This window comes from Butyricimonas hominis (genome assembly GCF_014287455.1).
GTDB lineage: Bacteria > Bacteroidota > Bacteroidia > Bacteroidales > Marinifilaceae > Butyricimonas > Butyricimonas muris.
Genome location: NZ_JACOOH010000009.1, coordinates 240,241 through 257,352, shown reverse-complemented (window position 1 = coordinate 257,352; position 17,112 = coordinate 240,241). Strand labels below are relative to the sequence as shown.

Annotated in this window: 12 protein-coding genes; 4 read left to right on the top strand and 8 right to left on the bottom strand. The window is 44.7% G+C overall.

The window, feature by feature from the left end; all coding sequences use genetic code 11:
* Positions 1 to 9: 9 nt before the first annotated feature.
* The 4 genes from H8S64_RS19210 to H8S64_RS19195 are packed head-to-tail and all read left to right on the top strand — an operon-like array spanning position 10 to position 6,538.
* Complete coding sequence (locus H8S64_RS19210; RefSeq protein WP_186978316.1) at positions 10 to 936, top strand: ABC transporter ATP-binding protein; 927 nt, start codon at positions 10 to 12, stop codon at positions 934 to 936.
* A 25-nt stretch (positions 937 to 961) separates the two neighbouring features.
* Entirely contained in the window at positions 962 to 3,277 is a 2,316-nt protein-coding gene (locus H8S64_RS19205) for a Gldg family protein (protein ID WP_255469621.1), read from the top strand.
* 22 nt (positions 3,278 to 3,299) lie between these two features.
* A complete protein-coding gene (locus H8S64_RS19200; RefSeq protein ID WP_186978314.1) occupies positions 3,300 to 4,220 on the top strand; it encodes an ABC transporter ATP-binding protein in 921 nt (306 codons plus the stop codon).
* Between the two features lie 20 nt (positions 4,221 to 4,240).
* Positions 4,241 to 6,538 (top strand): Gldg family protein, encoded by a 2,298-nt coding sequence (locus tag H8S64_RS19195; RefSeq protein WP_186978312.1) that lies wholly within the window; start codon positions 4,241 to 4,243, stop codon positions 6,536 to 6,538.
* Between the two features lie 58 nt (positions 6,539 to 6,596).
* Here H8S64_RS19195 and H8S64_RS19190 read toward each other — a convergent pair whose 3' ends face one another.
* The 8 genes from H8S64_RS19190 to creD all read right to left on the bottom strand — a co-directional run bounded on the left by H8S64_RS19190 (position 6,597) and on the right by creD (position 17,073).
* Positions 6,597 to 8,018, bottom strand: coding sequence for a monomeric [FeFe] hydrogenase (locus tag H8S64_RS19190; protein WP_186978310.1), 1,422 nt, complete (start codon positions 8,016 to 8,018; stop codon positions 6,597 to 6,599).
* Positions 8,008 to 8,262 (bottom strand): NADH-quinone oxidoreductase subunit NuoE family protein, encoded by a 255-nt coding sequence (locus H8S64_RS19185; protein WP_186978308.1) that lies wholly within the window; start codon positions 8,260 to 8,262, stop codon positions 8,008 to 8,010. The genes H8S64_RS19190 and H8S64_RS19185 overlap by 11 nt, the downstream gene beginning before the upstream one ends.
* A 29-nt stretch (positions 8,263 to 8,291) precedes the next feature.
* A complete protein-coding gene (locus H8S64_RS19180) occupies positions 8,292 to 9,476 on the bottom strand; it encodes a SpoIIE family protein phosphatase (RefSeq protein WP_186978306.1) in 1,185 nt (394 codons plus the stop codon).
* Positions 9,477 to 9,487: 11 nt separating this feature from the next.
* The gene (locus H8S64_RS19175; RefSeq protein ID WP_186978304.1) at positions 9,488 to 11,203 is read right to left on the bottom strand and encodes a [Fe-Fe] hydrogenase large subunit C-terminal domain-containing protein; all 1,716 of its coding nucleotides are present in this window, start codon (positions 11,201 to 11,203) and stop codon (positions 9,488 to 9,490) included.
* Positions 11,194 to 11,442, bottom strand: a complete 249-nt coding sequence (locus H8S64_RS19170) for a (2Fe-2S) ferredoxin domain-containing protein (protein ID WP_018338306.1) — start codon at positions 11,440 to 11,442, stop codon at positions 11,194 to 11,196. The genes H8S64_RS19175 and H8S64_RS19170 overlap by 10 nt, the downstream gene beginning before the upstream one ends.
* 194 nt (positions 11,443 to 11,636) lie before the next feature.
* Positions 11,637 to 14,636, bottom strand: a complete 3,000-nt coding sequence (secDF, locus tag H8S64_RS19165; RefSeq protein ID WP_186978302.1) for a protein translocase subunit SecDF — start codon at positions 14,634 to 14,636, stop codon at positions 11,637 to 11,639.
* Between the two features lie 98 nt (positions 14,637 to 14,734).
* Entirely contained in the window at positions 14,735 to 15,160 is a 426-nt protein-coding gene (locus H8S64_RS19160; protein WP_099294289.1) for a retropepsin-like aspartic protease, read from the bottom strand.
* 542 nt (positions 15,161 to 15,702) lie between these two features.
* The gene (creD, locus tag H8S64_RS19155) at positions 15,703 to 17,073 is read right to left on the bottom strand and encodes a cell envelope integrity protein CreD (RefSeq protein ID WP_186978300.1); all 1,371 of its coding nucleotides are present in this window, start codon (positions 17,071 to 17,073) and stop codon (positions 15,703 to 15,705) included.
* Between the last annotated feature and the right edge of the window lie 39 nt (positions 17,074 to 17,112).

The window sequence follows — 17,112 nt, the reverse complement described above, 5'->3', positions numbered from 1 at the left end:
ACGTAATGTATGGAAAAACCAATTTTACAGGTAATCAATCTGTCGCACCGTTATAGTGTGCAATGGGCGATTCAAGGAATTAATTTCGAGATATCGAAACACGGTATCTACGGTTTACTCGGCTCCAATGGAGCCGGTAAATCAACCACGATGAATATTATTTGTGGCGTGCTTAAACAAACTCAGGGAGATGTGTTGATCAAGGGGATTGATGTGCGCGAGAATCCGGTATCGGCGAAACGCTGTATCGGTTTCTTGCCACAGAAGCCTCCGCTTCACATGGATCTCTCGGTACAGGAGTATCTTATGCACGCGACACGAATGAGGCATGTGCCCCCCACCGAGAGGAAAAATGCCGTGCGGGAGGTTATGGAACGTTGTGGGATAGCTCATTTCGAGAAACGTCTTATCCGTAATTTGTCCGGGGGATATCAACAACGGGTTGGTATCGCACAAGCCATTGTCCATAAACCGGAGTTTGTTGTGCTGGATGAACCGACGAACGGTCTTGACCCGAACCAGATATTGGAGATTCGGCGTTTGATTCAGGAAATTTCTAAAGATTGTACTGTAATCCTCTCGACTCATATCCTTTCGGAAGTGCAGGCCGTTTGCGATTACGTGTATATGGTAGAGCAGGGAACGATGGTGTTTTCAGGTACTTTGGAGCAGTTTGATAATTATATTATTCCGGATTCGTTTGTGGTGTCATTGGCCTCGCCGCCTTTGACGGAAGATTTGAGGGCGATTCAAGGCGTAAATGACGTGGAAGAGTTGGGCGGAATGAATTATCGTATTCATTTTGCCGGCAACGACGGGAATCCTGTGATGGAGCACATGGTGAACATCAGCCGTCAGAGAGGATGGAATATGAAAGAAATCCGTCTGGAGAAAAGTTCTCTGGATGCAATTTTCGCCGAATTGTCTAAAAAGTGATGAGTAAATATTAAAATTGAAAACAATGAATATGAAACGGAATAAATGGAGGATGATATTCGATATCGCGAGAACGGAATTACAAACGCTCTTTTTCTCTCCGATTGCTTGGTTGACTTTGGTTATTTTTGTCGTTCAAGCAAGTATGACTTTTTCTGGTGTATTCGGAACTTACGTGGAACGCTTTAACTTGGGATATCGTCCGGTGAATCTGACACAAGGGATTTTCTCTAGTTATCGGGGATTATATAACGCGATATTGCCTTATTTGTTTTATTATTTTCCGCTTCTCACGATGAGCTTGATGAGTCGGGAGTTAAGTAGCGGTTCTATTAAATTACTTTATTCTTCTCCGGTGAATAATATACAGATTATTTTCGGGAAGTTCCTGTCCATGATGATATATGCTTTGGCTTTTATCGGGATTCTATTCGTTTTTATCATCTTTGGGGCTTGTACTATAGAGAATTTTGATATCGGATTAGCACTTGCGGGTGTGTTAGGGATTTACTTGCTTATATGTTCTTACGCGGCAATAGGATTGTTTATGTCCAGTTTGACGTCGTACCAGATTATTGCGGCATTGGGAACATTAAGTATCCTTTTCGTGCTGAATATGGTGGGTGGTTTATGGCAGGACGTGGAGTGGGTACGTGACATCACGTGGTGGTTGTCGATAAGCGGAAGGGCGAATGAATTTATCAGCGGTTTGATCTGTAGTGAGGATGTTCTCTATTTTGTCTTTGTAACCGGACTTTTCCTGTCCTTATCTATTCTGAGATTAAATGCTATCCGTCAAAAGAAGTCTTGGCGAAAAGCTTGGAGCGGGTACGTGCTGGCTTTTCTTTTTACGTTTGCCTTGGGATACATTACTTCAAGACCTAAGGTGATGTTCTTTTATGATGCAACCTACTTGAAAGTAAATACTCTTACCCCGAATAGCCAGAAGATTGTCGAACAGATGAAAGGTGGCTTGACCATAACGACTTACGTTAATATATTGGATGACTTATTTTATCTGGGGCAACCGTCGAGCGTGAACGCCGACTTTCAGAACTTTAAGAAGTACTGGAGGTTCAAGCCGGAGATTAAAATGAAGTATGTCTATTATTATGATCGGGGATATAGTCCTTCTCTTGATCGTTTATTTCCTAATCTCACGGATCGGGAAAGAATGTTGGAATTGGCTCCTCGTTATAATATGGATTCTACCGATTTCAAGACACCGGAAGAGATGAAGCAGATTATTGATCTTTCGGGAGAGTACAATCGTTTCGTGCGGGTATTGGAACGGGAAAGCGGAGAGAAAACATTTTTGCGTGTTTTTAATGATCCTTTGCTTATGCCTTTTGAATCGGAGATTTCTGTCGCCTTTAAACGTTTGGTTATGGATATGCCTTGGGTTGGCTTTGTGACCGGACACGGGGAGCGTGATATGGATCAGATCGGGGATAGAGGGTATAATTTGTTTGCTCAAAATAAGCTGTTCCGTCATTCATTGCCGAATCAGGGATTTGATGTGACGAAGGTTACCTTGGATAAGGATATCTCGGATAATATAAATATTATTGTTATCGCGGATATGCATTCTCCATTGTCAGAAACGGAGATGCGGCATCTGAAGAATTATATTGCCCGGGGTGGGAATCTCTTTATTGCGGGTGAGCCTACACGGCAGGATGCCATGAATCCGATTGTCGAGCAATTTGGTGTGACGTTTATGCCCGGACGGTTAGTGAAAGAGTCAGAGCATTATGATCCAGACATGATCTTTTCTTTACCAAGACCGGCGCCTTGGAAACTTTCTTATCCTTTCGGTTATTTGTTCCGGCGATTTATTCCGATGCCGACTTGCGTGGGCTTGGATTATTCTTTGGCTCCGGAAAAGGGATTTGAAGTTACCACCTTGTTTACCAGTGACACGTTGAAAACATGGAACGAAGTGGAAACGATTAATTTTATTGATGAGCCGGTGGTGCTGAACCCGGCGGTCGGAGAGAAGGAGGATATATACGCGACGGGAATTGCGTTGGCCAGAGAAATGAACGGTAGGGAGCAACGGATTATTATATTAGGTGATGCGGATTGTATCAGTAATGCGGAACATAGTATTAAACGTAAAGGTATTCCGGCTTATAATTATGCCGTGATTACCGGATCGTTCTTCTGGTTATCGGACGGGGTAGCTCCTTTTGACGTTCGTCGTCCTAAAGCAGTGGATAATAAGGTTAGTGTCGGAATGGAAGGCATGGGTATTGTCAAGATAGCATTCCTTTGGATATTCCCCATTTTGCTTTTGGGTATAGGAATTTTAATCTGGATAAGAAGAAAAGGAAGATAGGCATAAATTAATGAATGAAGATATGGATACTCCAATTATACATATAGAAAAACTATCCCATCGTTATAGCGTGCAGTGGGCTGTTCGGGATATTAGTCTGGAAATTATGCATCATGGTATTTATGGACTTCTAGGCTCTAACGGAGCGGGAAAATCAACAATCATGAATATCATGTGCGGTGTATTAAAACAGACGGAAGGTGATATATTTATTAAAGGGATAAACACGAAGACCGATCCTGTCGAGGCAAAATGTCACATAGGCTTTTTGCCTCAGCAGCCGCCGTTACATCTGGATCTCACGGTGGAAGAATACTTGGATTATTCTGCCCGATTGCGGTATATTCCTCATAAAGAGATTTCGAAGGCTATTTCGGAGGTTGTTGAAAGGTGCGGTATTTCGCATTTCAAAAAAAGATTGATTCGTAATCTTTCCGGCGGGTATCAACAACGGGTAGGGATAGCTCAAGCTATTATCCACAATCCTGACTTTGTGGTACTTGATGAGCCGACGAATGGTTTGGACCCGAATCAGATCGTGGAGATTCGCGGCTTGATCAAGGAGATAGCACAAGAGAGAACCGTGATTCTTTCCACACATATATTGCCGGAAGTGCAAGCCACTTGCGAGTATATTTATATGGTGGAAAAGGGTAAGATGGTATTTTCAGGTACGGTTGACGAATTTGATAATTACATCCTGCCGACCACGATCCGGGTTAGTCTTTTGGCTAATCCTTCCGTGGAAGAGTTAAAAACGATTCCCGGTCTGTTGTCTGCGGAACATCTGGGTGAGACGGACTATCGTCTACAATTTGCCGATGCGAGGAATATGGTGGATGAAATTATAGAAACCTGTGGTGTCAATAATTGGCGATTGAGTCAGGTCTATTTAGAGAAAAACTCTTTGGATGTTGTATTTGCCGAACTTTCTAAAAAGTGAAATTTTAAACTACGTCAATTATGAAAACAGCATTTAATATAGCTCGAGTGGAATTGCAGGTTTTATTCTATTCCCCGATAGCTTGGTTTATTCTTATCATGTTCACCTTTCAGGTGGGAATGTTTTTTTGTTCAACTTTCGGGGGATTAGTTACCAGTCAGGCGATAGGCAATCCTTTGCCGGGAGGACTCTCGTATCAGGTTTTCTCTTCCAGAGCGGGGATTTTCGGAATTATGTTGGGGTATCTTTATCTGTATATCCCTTTGATCACGATGGGACTGATGAGCCGGGAGCTGGGAAGCGGGTCGATAAAGTTACTCTATTCGTCACCCATAAGTAATACACAGATTATTCTGGGTAAGTTCATATCCATGATGATTTATGGTTTGGTGCTGGTCGGGATTCTTTTTTGTTACGTGTTATTTGCCGCTTTTACGGTTAAATCATTTGATTTTCCTTTGATTCTGACGGGATTATTAGGTATATATTTATTAATTTGTGCTTATGCTGCGGTCGGTTTGTTTATGTCCAGCCTAACTTCCTATCAAGTTGTTGCGGCCATGTTGACATTAGCTATGCTGGCCATTCTGAATTATATCAAGGGATGGTGGCAAGGCATTGATTTTGTTCGGGATATCACGTGGTGGCTGGCTCTTTCGGGACGGTCGGAAACTTTTCTTAACGGTTTGATATGCAGCGAAGATATTATTTACTTTCTGGTAGTAATCTCTCTCTTTCTGATGTTTGCTATTATCAAATTGAAGGCTGTGCGTCAAAAAAGTTCATGGACTGTGACTTGGGGAAAATATGTCGGGGTATTTATGATGGCCGTGGTAGTAGGATATGTTTCATCACGTCCGAAGATGAGGTTTTATTGCGATGTCACGGAAACGAAGATGAACACGTTGACTGAAAATAGCCAAGAAATAGTTGCCAAGATGAAAGGAGGGCTTACGATAACAACTTATGTCAATTTGTTGGACCAGCATTTCCGGGCAGGACTTCCGGAAGAGAGGAATCGGGATTTATCCCGATTCAAACGCTATACCCGTTTTAAGCCGGAGATAGAATTGAAATATGTTTATTATTATGACAAGGCTAATAACAAGAGCTTGGATGAGCGGTATCCCACGCTTTCGGATCGGGAACGAATGGTGAAAATTGCGAAGAATTATGATTTGGATTCAAATATGTTTATGCCTCCGGAGGAGATTCGTAAGATGATAGATCTTTCCAGTGAGAATAATCGTTTTGTCAGACTGGTAGAGCGGGAGAGCGGAGAGAAGACATTCTTGCGGATTTTCGATGATGCAATGTTATTCCCTACTGAAGCCGAGATTACCGCCGCTTTCAAACGATTGGTGATGAATTTACCCACAGTCGGGTTTTTGCAAGGACATGGGGAGAGGGACTGTGTAAAGGAAGGCGATCGTGATTACAATCTTTTCGCTTGGGCAAAAACGTATCGCTATGCATTGATTAATAATGGATTTGATATCGTGGAAGTGTCATTGGATAAAGCACTCCCGGAAAAATTAGATATACTCGTGATTGCGGATATGAAAACTCCACTATCCGCGGGGGAGATGAATCGTCTGAATGCTTACGTGGAGCGAGGTGGGAATTTGTTGATAGTAGGCGAACCGAGGAGGCAAAATATAATGAATCCGATTATCGAACAGTTTGGTGTTCAGCTTATGTCCGGTCAATTAGTTCGCCCGACAGAGCATTTTACTCCGGATCTTGTACTTGCGAGAGCCACCGAGGAGGCAGGTGAGATGTCTTATCTTTTTAATAGTTTGAGATATGCAAATGGCGTTATTGCTATGCCGGGGTGTTCTGCTTTGGAGTACATTGATAATAAGGGGTATAAAGTAACTCCTTTATTTATGAGTGACACGATAAACGGATGGAATGAATTACAAACCGTTAATTTTATCGATGATACGGTACGCCTTAATCCGGAATCAGGTGAGATAGAACGTTCTTATGTTACAGCATTGGCTTTATCTCGTCAAGTGGGTAAAAAAGAACAAAAGATTGTTGTTTTGGGTGATGCCGATTGTTTGAGTAATATTGAATTAAGTCGGGGAAGGGCTAACGTGAAAGCTGCAAATTATATCTTGATTTCGGGAGTCTTCTATTGGCTTTCCGATGAGGAAGTGCCGATAGATGTCCGTCGTCCGGAAATGCCTGATGATGCCGTATTTATCGGGGAGGCAGCCATGGGTGTCTTTAAGATTATTTTCAAATGGATACTACCGATCGGGTTGTTATTCTTTACGATCTTCCTGTGGGTAAGAAGGAGAGGAAGATAAATAAATCTAAAATTCCCGCTTTATTCTATAAAGCGGGAATTTTTAAATAGCTTATTTCTTATTTATCCAACGCCTTCTTTATCTGCCGTTTTGCCAGCGTCAGCGGGGCTAGAGAACAAGGACCGTTCACGCAACCGCCGTCACAAGCCATGACTTCCACGAATTGGGCTTCGGGTTTCTTCGGCATCATTTTCAGCAAGGTTTGGTTCTTTTTATCTAATCCTTCGATCGAGAGGGTGGTATAACCGTTACCTACCGCTTGAACGATAGCGTCACGAACACCTCCGGCTTGGGCGTATCCGCGGGAGTATTTCGTTACTTCCGGGTTCAGCGGCAATTCTTCGCATTTCTCTACATCAATGTCGTAAGCGACCATAAACGCACCGAGTTCCTCGAAACTCATCACGTAATCCACTTCCGGAACGTACATTTCTGCCTCGTAGCGTTTTGCCAGACAGGGGCCAATAAATACAACATCCGCGTCAGGATATTGTTCTTTTACGCGTCGGGCAGCGTATACCATGGGGCTACGGGTGTCCGAAACGAACGGTTTCACCATGGGAGCGTGTTTGTCTACCCAACCCACGTATGCCGGGCAGCATGAGGTGGTCATGAAAGGTTTGCCCTCGTGCATGCGTTCCATGAATTCGGCAGCCTCGTTGCGGGAAGTGTCTTCCGCGCCAAGAGCTACTTCAACTACTTCGTCGAATCCGATAGCTTTAATGGCTGCAAGAATCTGTCCCGGGGTAGCGTTAAACTGCCCATAGATAGCCGGGGCAGGGATGGCAATAATCTTTTTATCCGGGTTCGTGATGCCTTTGTACACGTCGATGATTTTGGAGCGTTCCATGATGGCACCGTACGGGCAGGTTTGCATACACTTTCCGCAATAGATACATTTATCTTTGTCAATATGTTCCGTGCCGTCTTCTCCTTTGGAGATTGCTTTTACCGGACATACTTCCTCGCAAGGTACGGGAGTGTACACGATCGCGTGGTAGGGGCACACTTTGGAGCAAAGTCCGCAGCTCACGCAGTCTTCCTGTGTGATAGATGCTTTGCCGCCTTTGAAGGAGATGGCTGCTTTCGGGCAGTTCATCAAACAAGGACGTCCCTCGCACCCCCGGCACATGTTGGTCACGAAATACTGTGATTGCATACACGCGCTACAAGCTTCGTGTACCACGGAAAGAATATTCTCTTTCGTGTTCTTGTTGTCCAAGGCTTTCTGTGCGAATTCAGCTAACGGGATTAAGTCGATTTCCTCGTCCGTGATCTCGAAACCCAAAATTGAAATAATCTTGTGTTTCAAGATATAACGATCCTTATGCACGCAGCATTTTATCGGTCGCTTATTTTTTGGACGCATTTCCACCGGGATGTACTTCACGCCGTCTACTAAATTCTTTTCTTTTAAAAGTTTTACAATTCTAATCAGTAGCTCACGTTTCGTGAGCATTGCAAAATTGTCATACAACATCTCTAAGTTCCTCTTTTATAATTCGTATTAAACTATTTTTACTAACGCCGGCGACTCGTTTGCCGTTTATCTCTATAAACGGGGGTGCTTCTTCGCCTTTACTGCACCCGAGGCATGGAGAATAGCTAACGTTCAGATGTTCGATAATATTGTGGGGAAGAGATTCAATAACGTCTCTCAATTCAGCGCCGCCCATAACATAACACATGGTGCCTACGCATATTTTTAAATTTACTTTTTCCATAATGTGAGCCATTTTTTTGAATTTTGCCCCTAAATATACATAATCTCTACATCTTTCAGATACTTTGTCTCCAATAAAAATTTTATTTTTTTGACCACGTTTCTCCGGATCTCTAATTCTACAGGTAGATTGGGATCTTGGTGCGCCGTGTTGATACGGGTTCCCACGAGTAGCGTGATCTTATCGCTATTCAACAACATTTTTACCACCATTTCGGCCGGTCCGGCTTCACGGCGTTTGTCTATATCCCCGGCGGTCAGGATGCGTTCCACTTTCCCGAGCGTGAGGATACCTTCCGTGACCAAATCGATTCCTTCCATTTTGGAAATGGGAGGGAGTTCCTTGTCCACGATATTCATATCTACTTCCATGCTTGCCTCCAGTTCCCGTGAAAGGATGGTAGCTGTCGTTCCTCCGCAGAGAATTTTCTTACCTTGAAATTCCCGTACCCGGTTGGCAAGGTATTTGTCATTTTTCTCGTCGTAGGGAGGACCTGTACATACAAGTAGGTTCCGGGGTTTCCGCATGTAGATGACACAACAACTCGTGTCGTCTTTCAGTGAATACCCGTCGTTTTTTTCTGCCTGACTCACGATTTTATGCGCGAGTTCCTTGGCTGATATATCATTATAGTGTTCTATTAAACCGGCAACATAATCTTTAACGCCGTCTTCCCACCCGAAAGGCATTTTGTGGGAACCCATCCCGGATTGCGAGACTCCGTCACTGAAGAAGATGATTCGATCCTCTTTTTCCAGTGTAAATTCGGAAATCCACAGGCATGTGTTTTCTAAATCTTCGCGTTCCACGGGGATCTTTTCCTTGTGTATGTTCACGAATGAGCCGTTACGGTAAAGGTAGTACGAGGGAGTCTCGTACTCGATGATCTTCACGCTTCCGAAACAGTCGATATCACAGATACAGAACGTGGAGTAACTGATCTTGCGCACCATATCCTTGGGCAAGGTGTTCATGATAGAAGTCGAAGTACGCAGGATGCTTTCGTTCATGGCGGTGAAATTCATGGCCATGGTAGCGGTCATCGTGGATAGCACGCAGGCTTTGATCCCGCTGCCCAACCCGTCGGACAACACGCTGATTACGCGTCCTTCGCCTTTTAACTTCTGCGACATGAAACAATCTCCGCAAACAACATTGCCTGCTTTGTTCTTCTGGAAGAAGTCAACCTCGATGAAATTACCGTTATTTCTCAAAACAAATGAAATTAAAGTGGTTTCTTGTCATCCTTTTTGTAAGCATCCATAACGGTACGTAGCATGGCATCGGTAAATGCCGCGTTTTCTCCCAGTAAGCAAGCCACTTGTTGAACGGTCTCCATGTGTTTTTTGATTACTTCCTGAGTTTTTTCAAGCATCCATTCCTTGCGCACGTAAGGTTCCCGCAGGTCTTGCAGTAACCCGAATACCAGATGATGAGGTTGTATATTGTAAATTGAAATAATCCACGTGTGATCTTCTTCACGCACTTGCCGCTCGATAATTTCTTTGCCGGTTGTCAACACGGCACGGAACAAGTCTTCGAAGGAACAGATGTTTTTCAACGGAACTCCGTTCAATCCGGGGGTAACCTCGTATATGGCGGCTATGTCTTCGCCCATGATCGTGGCACAGGATTGATTCATATCCATGATCTTCAACTCCGAGTTGACCAATACCACACCGGCGGGTATCTTTTGCAGGAGAACCGTCGCTTTATCGTGCGCGATTTTCCGCATATAGGATACGCACATGTTTTCCTCGGCTCTTCCTTCCAGCATGGCGATGGCGAAATCCCGGCAAGAGTCATACCCGCAACCGCTGCAATTCAATTCGTCTTCCGGTCCGGTTTTCCCGACTACTGCCATGGCTTGTTTAATTTCCTCTTCCGTGTAGATATGGTCTTGGATATGCGGGTCCTTGCAGAATAGTATCTGAAGGTCTATATCTTTAAAATCATCCTTGGGATTGCCCAGTTCCGATTGATGTATAATTTCGTATCTTTTTAACGCCGGGGAAATATGGCTTAATTTCGCGGGACCGTTGATACAACCGCCTTTGCATGCCAATAGTTCCAGAAAAATGGAATCGTTTTCCCGGTGTGTATCCAGAGATTTCAGCACGTCTTTTACCGTCGATAATTCGGAAAAGGCCATGTTGTGTATTTGTTTTCCCCCTTCATGCAAGCCTTTCAACATTCCGCCCTCGATAGGATAGTACGCGCCCAATCCCGAACGATAAGGGATAAAATGCGCGTTCGGTTGTCCCGGTGCGATTTGATGAAGGTTTATTTCGGTCTGCTCGAACCATTTCTTTAAATCCTTGAACGTGATCACCACGTCGATCAAGTGATTGAACGTGTCTGCCTCCAGTTTCTTGCAGATGCAGGGGCCGGCGAACACGATCTTGACATCATCCCCGTATAATTGTTTCAATATTTTGGCATGAGCCAGCATCGGGGAAATGATCGGCGTAATGTTATGCACGTGTTCCGGCGAGTATTTCCGGATATATTCCACTACGACCGGGCAGGCTGAAGAGATATAAACTCCGTTTTCCGCTTCTTGTAGGAATTTGTCCGTCCGGTCTGAAACGATTTCCGCCCCGAGTGCGGTTTCCGACACGTCGGCAAATCCTAATCTCTTGATCGCGGCAATCAGTACGCTGGAATGGATTCCCTCGAATTCGCTCACGTACGAGGGGGCGAGGGAGAGCAACACTTTCGGGTTTTGCGCCAATGTCAGTTTCGCCCGGGTCAGTCCGTCGCGAATCTTTTTTGCTCCAGTGGGGCATATCTGCGTGCAATGTCCGCAATAGATACAACGGTCTTCTATAATGGAGGCTTGATTGTTTTCCATTCGGATTGCTTTCACGGGACATTCCCGTATGCACTTGTAACAATCCTGACAATTGTCCGATTCCGTGTAGATAGGTCTTAGTTGCATGGGAACTCTTCTTGTAAGATTTTATATAAACGAGAGAGATTCACTTCTTCGTACACTTTATCATCAATCCGAATAATCGGACCTTTGCTGCACAATTCTTCACACAAATGTCCACAAAAATCGATCTCTGCTTCCAAGTTGTTTTCACTCAGGTATTTCTTGATTGCCCCGAGGTTCGTGTTATTTCCCCGGGAGAAGCAGGAACTTCCTAAACAGATTCTGATTTGGCGCTTTGACATACTTGTACTTCTTCGATTTTCAGGTTGATACTTTCTGCGTTGCAAAAATAAGACATTTATCGCAATAAACCCAAGTAAATTGCAACTTTAATATTATTTGCCGTTTTTTGCTTTCAATTTGTAAGTGAAATAAAGATTTTGGTATAAAAAAACCGCCTCGGTCGAGGCGGTTTCTTCTATATAGTAAAATAGTACTATTTTTTCTCTTCTGATTTTTTCCCGAATCTTCTGCTTAAGTCGAAAGAGATCGGAGTCGCGATAAACAGTGACGAGTATGTACCGACCACGATGCCGACTAACAAGGCGAAAATGAATCCCTTGATAGATGCCCCACCGAAGATAAATATCGCTAACAACACGACGATTGTTGATAATGATGTACTGAACGTACGACGTAGCGTGGAGTTCAACGCGTCATTTACCACCTGCCCGTCATCTCGTTTCGGGTACAGTTTGCGATATTCACGGATACGGTCGAATACAACCACGGTGTCGTTGATTGAGTAACCCACAACAGTCAACACGGCAGCGATAAACGCTTGGTCGATCTCCATTGAGAACGGTAACAAGCCTGCAAACAGAGAGAAGGCTCCGATTACGATAATCGTGTTATGTGCCAAACCGACAACGGCTCCGGCTCCGTATTGCCATTTGGAGAATCTCACCATGATGTAGATGAAAATACCGAGCAACGCGAACAATACCGACCAGATAGCGGCTCTCGTCATGTCTTCAGCCACGGCGGGTCCGATCTTTTGAGTCTGTTGCAAGTTCACGGAACGGAATGTTTCATAATCAGTTCCGGCAGGGAGAATATTCTGTAATCCCACGTATAATAAGGAGTCTACATTAGCGTCAACATCAGCGCCGCTTTCTTCGATCCTGTATTTAGTCGTGATTTTAACATTATTCGCTGTTCCCACGGTTTTTACCTCGGGTGCGCTTCCGTAAACTTCAGCCAATTGTTCTGCGACGTCTCCAACTTGTACGTCTTGGGCGAAAGTCACGGTATAAGTTCTACCTCCGACGAAGTCGATACCTTTATCCAGACCTCTCGTGAACAGAGATACGAAACAGATGATGATAGCGATACCTGAAATCGTGTAACTGATCTTGCGTTTTTGCAAGAACGGGAATTTGGTATTTCTCAGCCAGTTTGCGGTCAACGGTGTAGTGAATGTCACGTTATCACTCTTCTTGGCTGCTCTCTCGAGGATCAAGCGGGTGATAAAGATTGCCGTGAACAGAGAAGACAAGATACCGATGATCAACGTGGTCGCGAATCCTTTGATAGGACCTTCTCCGAAATAGTACAGGATAAATCCGGTGATCAACGTGGTCAACTGACCGTCGATGATAGCGGAGTACGCGTTACTGTAACCCTCCTTGATAGCGAGTTTCAAGCCTTTGCCGGCTCTTAACTCTTCTTGGATACGTTCGTAAATCAACACGTTGGCATCAACCGCCATACCCATGGTCAACACGATACCGGCGATACCGGGCAGTGTCAACACGGCTCCGATGGATGCCAGAATACCGAACAAGAAGAACAAGTTGGCAAGCAACGCGATATCGGCAGCCAATCCGGCGCTCTTGCTATAGAAGAATAGCATGTAAGCCAATACCAGCACGAAGGCGATGATGAATGACCACATACCGGATTGAATAGCTTCTTGTCCCAAAGATGCTCCTACAACCTCGTCAGCGATGATGCGTGCGGGTGCGGGCAATTTACCGGATTTCAATATGTTGGCAAGGTCACCTGCTTCTTTCACGTCGAAACGACCGGAGATTTGAGAGCTACCGCCCTTGATTTCGTTCATCACGTTGGGTGAAGAGGCTACCACTCCGTCAATAACGATAGCGATGCTACGGTTTACATTATCTTTGGTCAAGCGAGCCCAAGTTTTGGCTCCCTCGCTGTTCATGCTCATGGAAACAACCGGTTTTCCCTGTTGGTCGTAATCTTGACGGGCGTCCACAACCGCGTCTCCTTCAAGAGGAGCCTTTCCGTTACGGGTCGTGATTTTAATCGCGTGCAACCCGATTAATCCCTCGGGAGTAGCTTTCATTTCCCACAACAAACGGGAGTTGCGCGGGAATAACGCTCTTACTTGCGGCATACGCAAATAAGCGTTGATAGTCCCGGTATCTTTCGCGAAAGCGTAACCGACACATGAACCGGTTCCCAAACCTTCGCGTGTCATGTTAGGTTGCAATAAAGCGAATAACGGGTGTTCTTTCGCGATATCGTTTCGGCTTAAATTTTTCAATGAATCGGCTTCACCCTTGATAGCGTCCAAGATGGCGGATTCTTTATTCTCTTCTTGTTTTACTCCCGCTTGACTCGCTGTGTCAGTCACAACCTCAGTTTTGGCTTGTGCTTGCAACACTTCAGCTAACTTCTGGTCTGCTTGGGCAAGGTAGTTGTAAAATGCTTGGTCGCCGGCATCGAATGCTCTGCCGTTATCGTATGTTTCGTAAAATTCCAATGCAGCCGTTCCTTGCAACAACTCTCTTACACGTTGCGGTTCTTTGATACCCGGCAACTCGATGATAATTCTTCCGGAAATATCTGCTTTACGGATGTTGGGTTGTGCCACACCGAAACGGTCGATACGGGTACGGAGAATATTAAACGTGTTGTCGATAGCTCCTTCCGCTTCTTTTCTAACCACGTCGAGAACTTCCTTGTTGGTCGCGCCCACTTTGATTTTTTCTCTCATCTCGTGAGTACCGAAGATTGCCGGAGAAGCTAACTGTGCTCCCGGGGCTATTTTTTCAAAAGCCTCACCGAAAAGGGTAACAAAGTCTTTCGGGCTGGAAACTCTCATTTTAACGGCTTCCTCTATCGCTTGGTTGAAAGCGGGGTCAGTACTATGGTTGGCAAGGCTTTTTACCACGTCAACCACGTCAACTTCCATGGTTACGTTCATACCGCCTTTCAAGTCCAAACCGAGGTTCAACTCTAATTCCTTACATTCCTTGTAAGTGAATTTGGCCAATCCGAGGAAATTGTAAACCGTTTGATTTGCGATTGAATCCAAATATTGCTTTTCTTTAGCCGGATCGCCGTTCGCAAATGCGCTTGCTGCTCTCTCTACCTGGTTCGTTTTATAAGTAAAAAACAACTGATAAAGACTCACCAATGCTAGTGCAACAGCGAGTAGTGTAATCGCTCCTTTATTCTGCATCTGTTAAATAATTTATAATATACTATGTTTCAATTCTTCGCTTTAACACATATTTTAGTGCGCAAAAGTATAACATTTTTTTCAAAATAGCTATACAATTAGGCAGATACTTTTAATGTTAACTCCTTATTTCTATAATCAATGACGGCTTCGTGCTTCACGAGAAAATCACTTCCCAACAATCCGGCAACCCGACGACGCAGGTGTTTGTCGTATAAAGAGTTCACGTATTGCAAGTCTATGACTGCCGCGTGTACATTCTCTATCGTGTGTCCGCCGATATGTAAGGTTGTGATATTCACCAGCTCAACCTCATTGATTTCTCCGCACACACCCCCGGAGTTAATCTCGGAAACATCTTCCAGCGGTTCATAGGAAAACGGTGTCAGTTTGTCTATGACCGTCACGGATGCGCCCGTGTCTATAATAAAATCCCCCTCTATACTACCGATTTGCAGGGTGGCGATGATGTGGAAACTATTGTCTTCCAACTCAACGACCTCTATCGGAATCTTTATCTCCATACAATTTCGTTTGCACAAAACTAAACATTTTCGGTGAAATCCAAAAAACGGGGGTGTTAATTTCAAAAAGATTTTTTTCCGGTAAGGGATGAAACCGGCATAGTCATGGCGGTGAACTGCCTTTTTCTAACCCCGCGGGGTGGTTGTAGAGAGGCTTTTAGGCGGTTGTCTAAAGGCATCGCCTACAGTTCGCCTGATGTTCGCCCACACTTAGCCCACGTTTTAGTGAAAAATATGTTCTTTTAACACGAGCTATAAATCCGTGCTGCCTGTTATCACTCGGGCAAGTGGTTTGCAAGGCATCGGTTTCGCGTGAGGTTATCCCTAGTTTTAGGGGTAGTTGTCGTTAAAAGAGGGTATGTCAAAAGTCATTAAACTCCTCCGTCTGCTTCGCATCCAAGTGAGCCCGGAAGCCGGTCTCGAACCGGCTCTCGCTCGGCAAACCGAGAGCCGGTTCGAGTCCGCTTCGGACTCAATACCCCGAAGGGGGGGGATGGAGTTTGAAAAATGACTTTTACCACATTCGTATAGTGAGTGCGAGATTAGTTATTATGCCAGTTTATTTTTTGCGAGAAATACATGACGATAGCCAAAATGACAAATAATCCGATGCTTCCGGCGAGTAGGGCATAGGTTTCCAGTTGGATCAGGAAAAATATGTAAGTGTACAGGCACACGAGCAATCCCCCGATCGTGAAGGCTGTTTTCTTGATTTTTAGAATTCCGACCATATAGAGCGTGATCAATGTCGTGGTCGCGAGGGCGGAAAGCAGATATGCCCACGTGAAGCTGATGTGTTCCGAGGTGGAAACGAGTAACGTGTAAAAAAGACAAAGCGCCAAGCCGACCAGCAGGTATTGAAGCGGATAGATGTTCTTTTTCTGCACGATTTCCACGAAGAAGCAAACGACGAATGTCAAAACAATGATAAGGAACGCGTATTTGGCGGAACGCGTGGATTTTTGGTAATGGTCGACGGGGAATAGTAAATCTACGCCAAAGATGGAAGAGGAAACAATGGAGATCTCCCCGGGACGGATTGGATTGGAGGGCGTGTAATTCGAGAGGTCGGGTTGGTAAGACCTTAGTACTTGAGAGAAATTCCGGTTTATTTCCAGTACTTTCCACTTGCTCGTGAAACCGTTCGGGTTTACTTCTCTTTCCGAGGGCAAGAAAGCTCCCGAGAAACTTGGTGTCGGGCAATTGGAGTTCAGTGCCACGTTTGTCGTTTTGCCTACCGGGGCGAAAAGTATGGATGCCGATCCTTTTGTTGTCAGTTTCACGGAGAAATCAATTGTCTTGTCCGGGGTGAGCAGGTCGCTGACGTTAAGATGAATGGATGTCCCTGTGTAAACGATACTGTTGGGGTTGACGCCCGGTTCCATGTTGTATTTTTGTCCGTTCCACGTGAGGGCAACTTGTTCGCAGATGCCTCGCAGGTCGCTTACTCCAAGATTGAGTGTCGCGTTTTCGTTCCACTTGATGTCTCGCGAGAGGTTTGTTTCCAAAAGATCTTTCGAGATGAATTTGCCTTTGAGTTCAAGCGAGGAATTGTAAACGATAATCTCATACAATCCTCGTTTGAGTTCTTGTGTTTCGATATCACCCGTGATGTCCAATTGATCCGGGAGATAGTTGATGTAGCCGGTTTTGTTTTTTCCCTTTTCGTCTTGATAAGTATAGCTTAGGGTAAGAACGGGACCGATGATTGTCTGCGGGCCGCTCCATTTTTGTTGCACCTCGGTTGTTGCTTCTTTCGCGGTGTTCTCTCGCTCGCTGATAAGGTTCTGGATCATGAACATGGGGATAATCAGGATAACGATGAGTACCCCGATAAGTAGGATTTTCAAGGTAATGGCGTCCCGGTTCTGTGTGTGTCTCTCTTTGTGCGGAAGGTTTGTTTGTTCGTTCATGGTGTTTTATTTTTAGTTGTTATTTGAAAAGAACTTTGA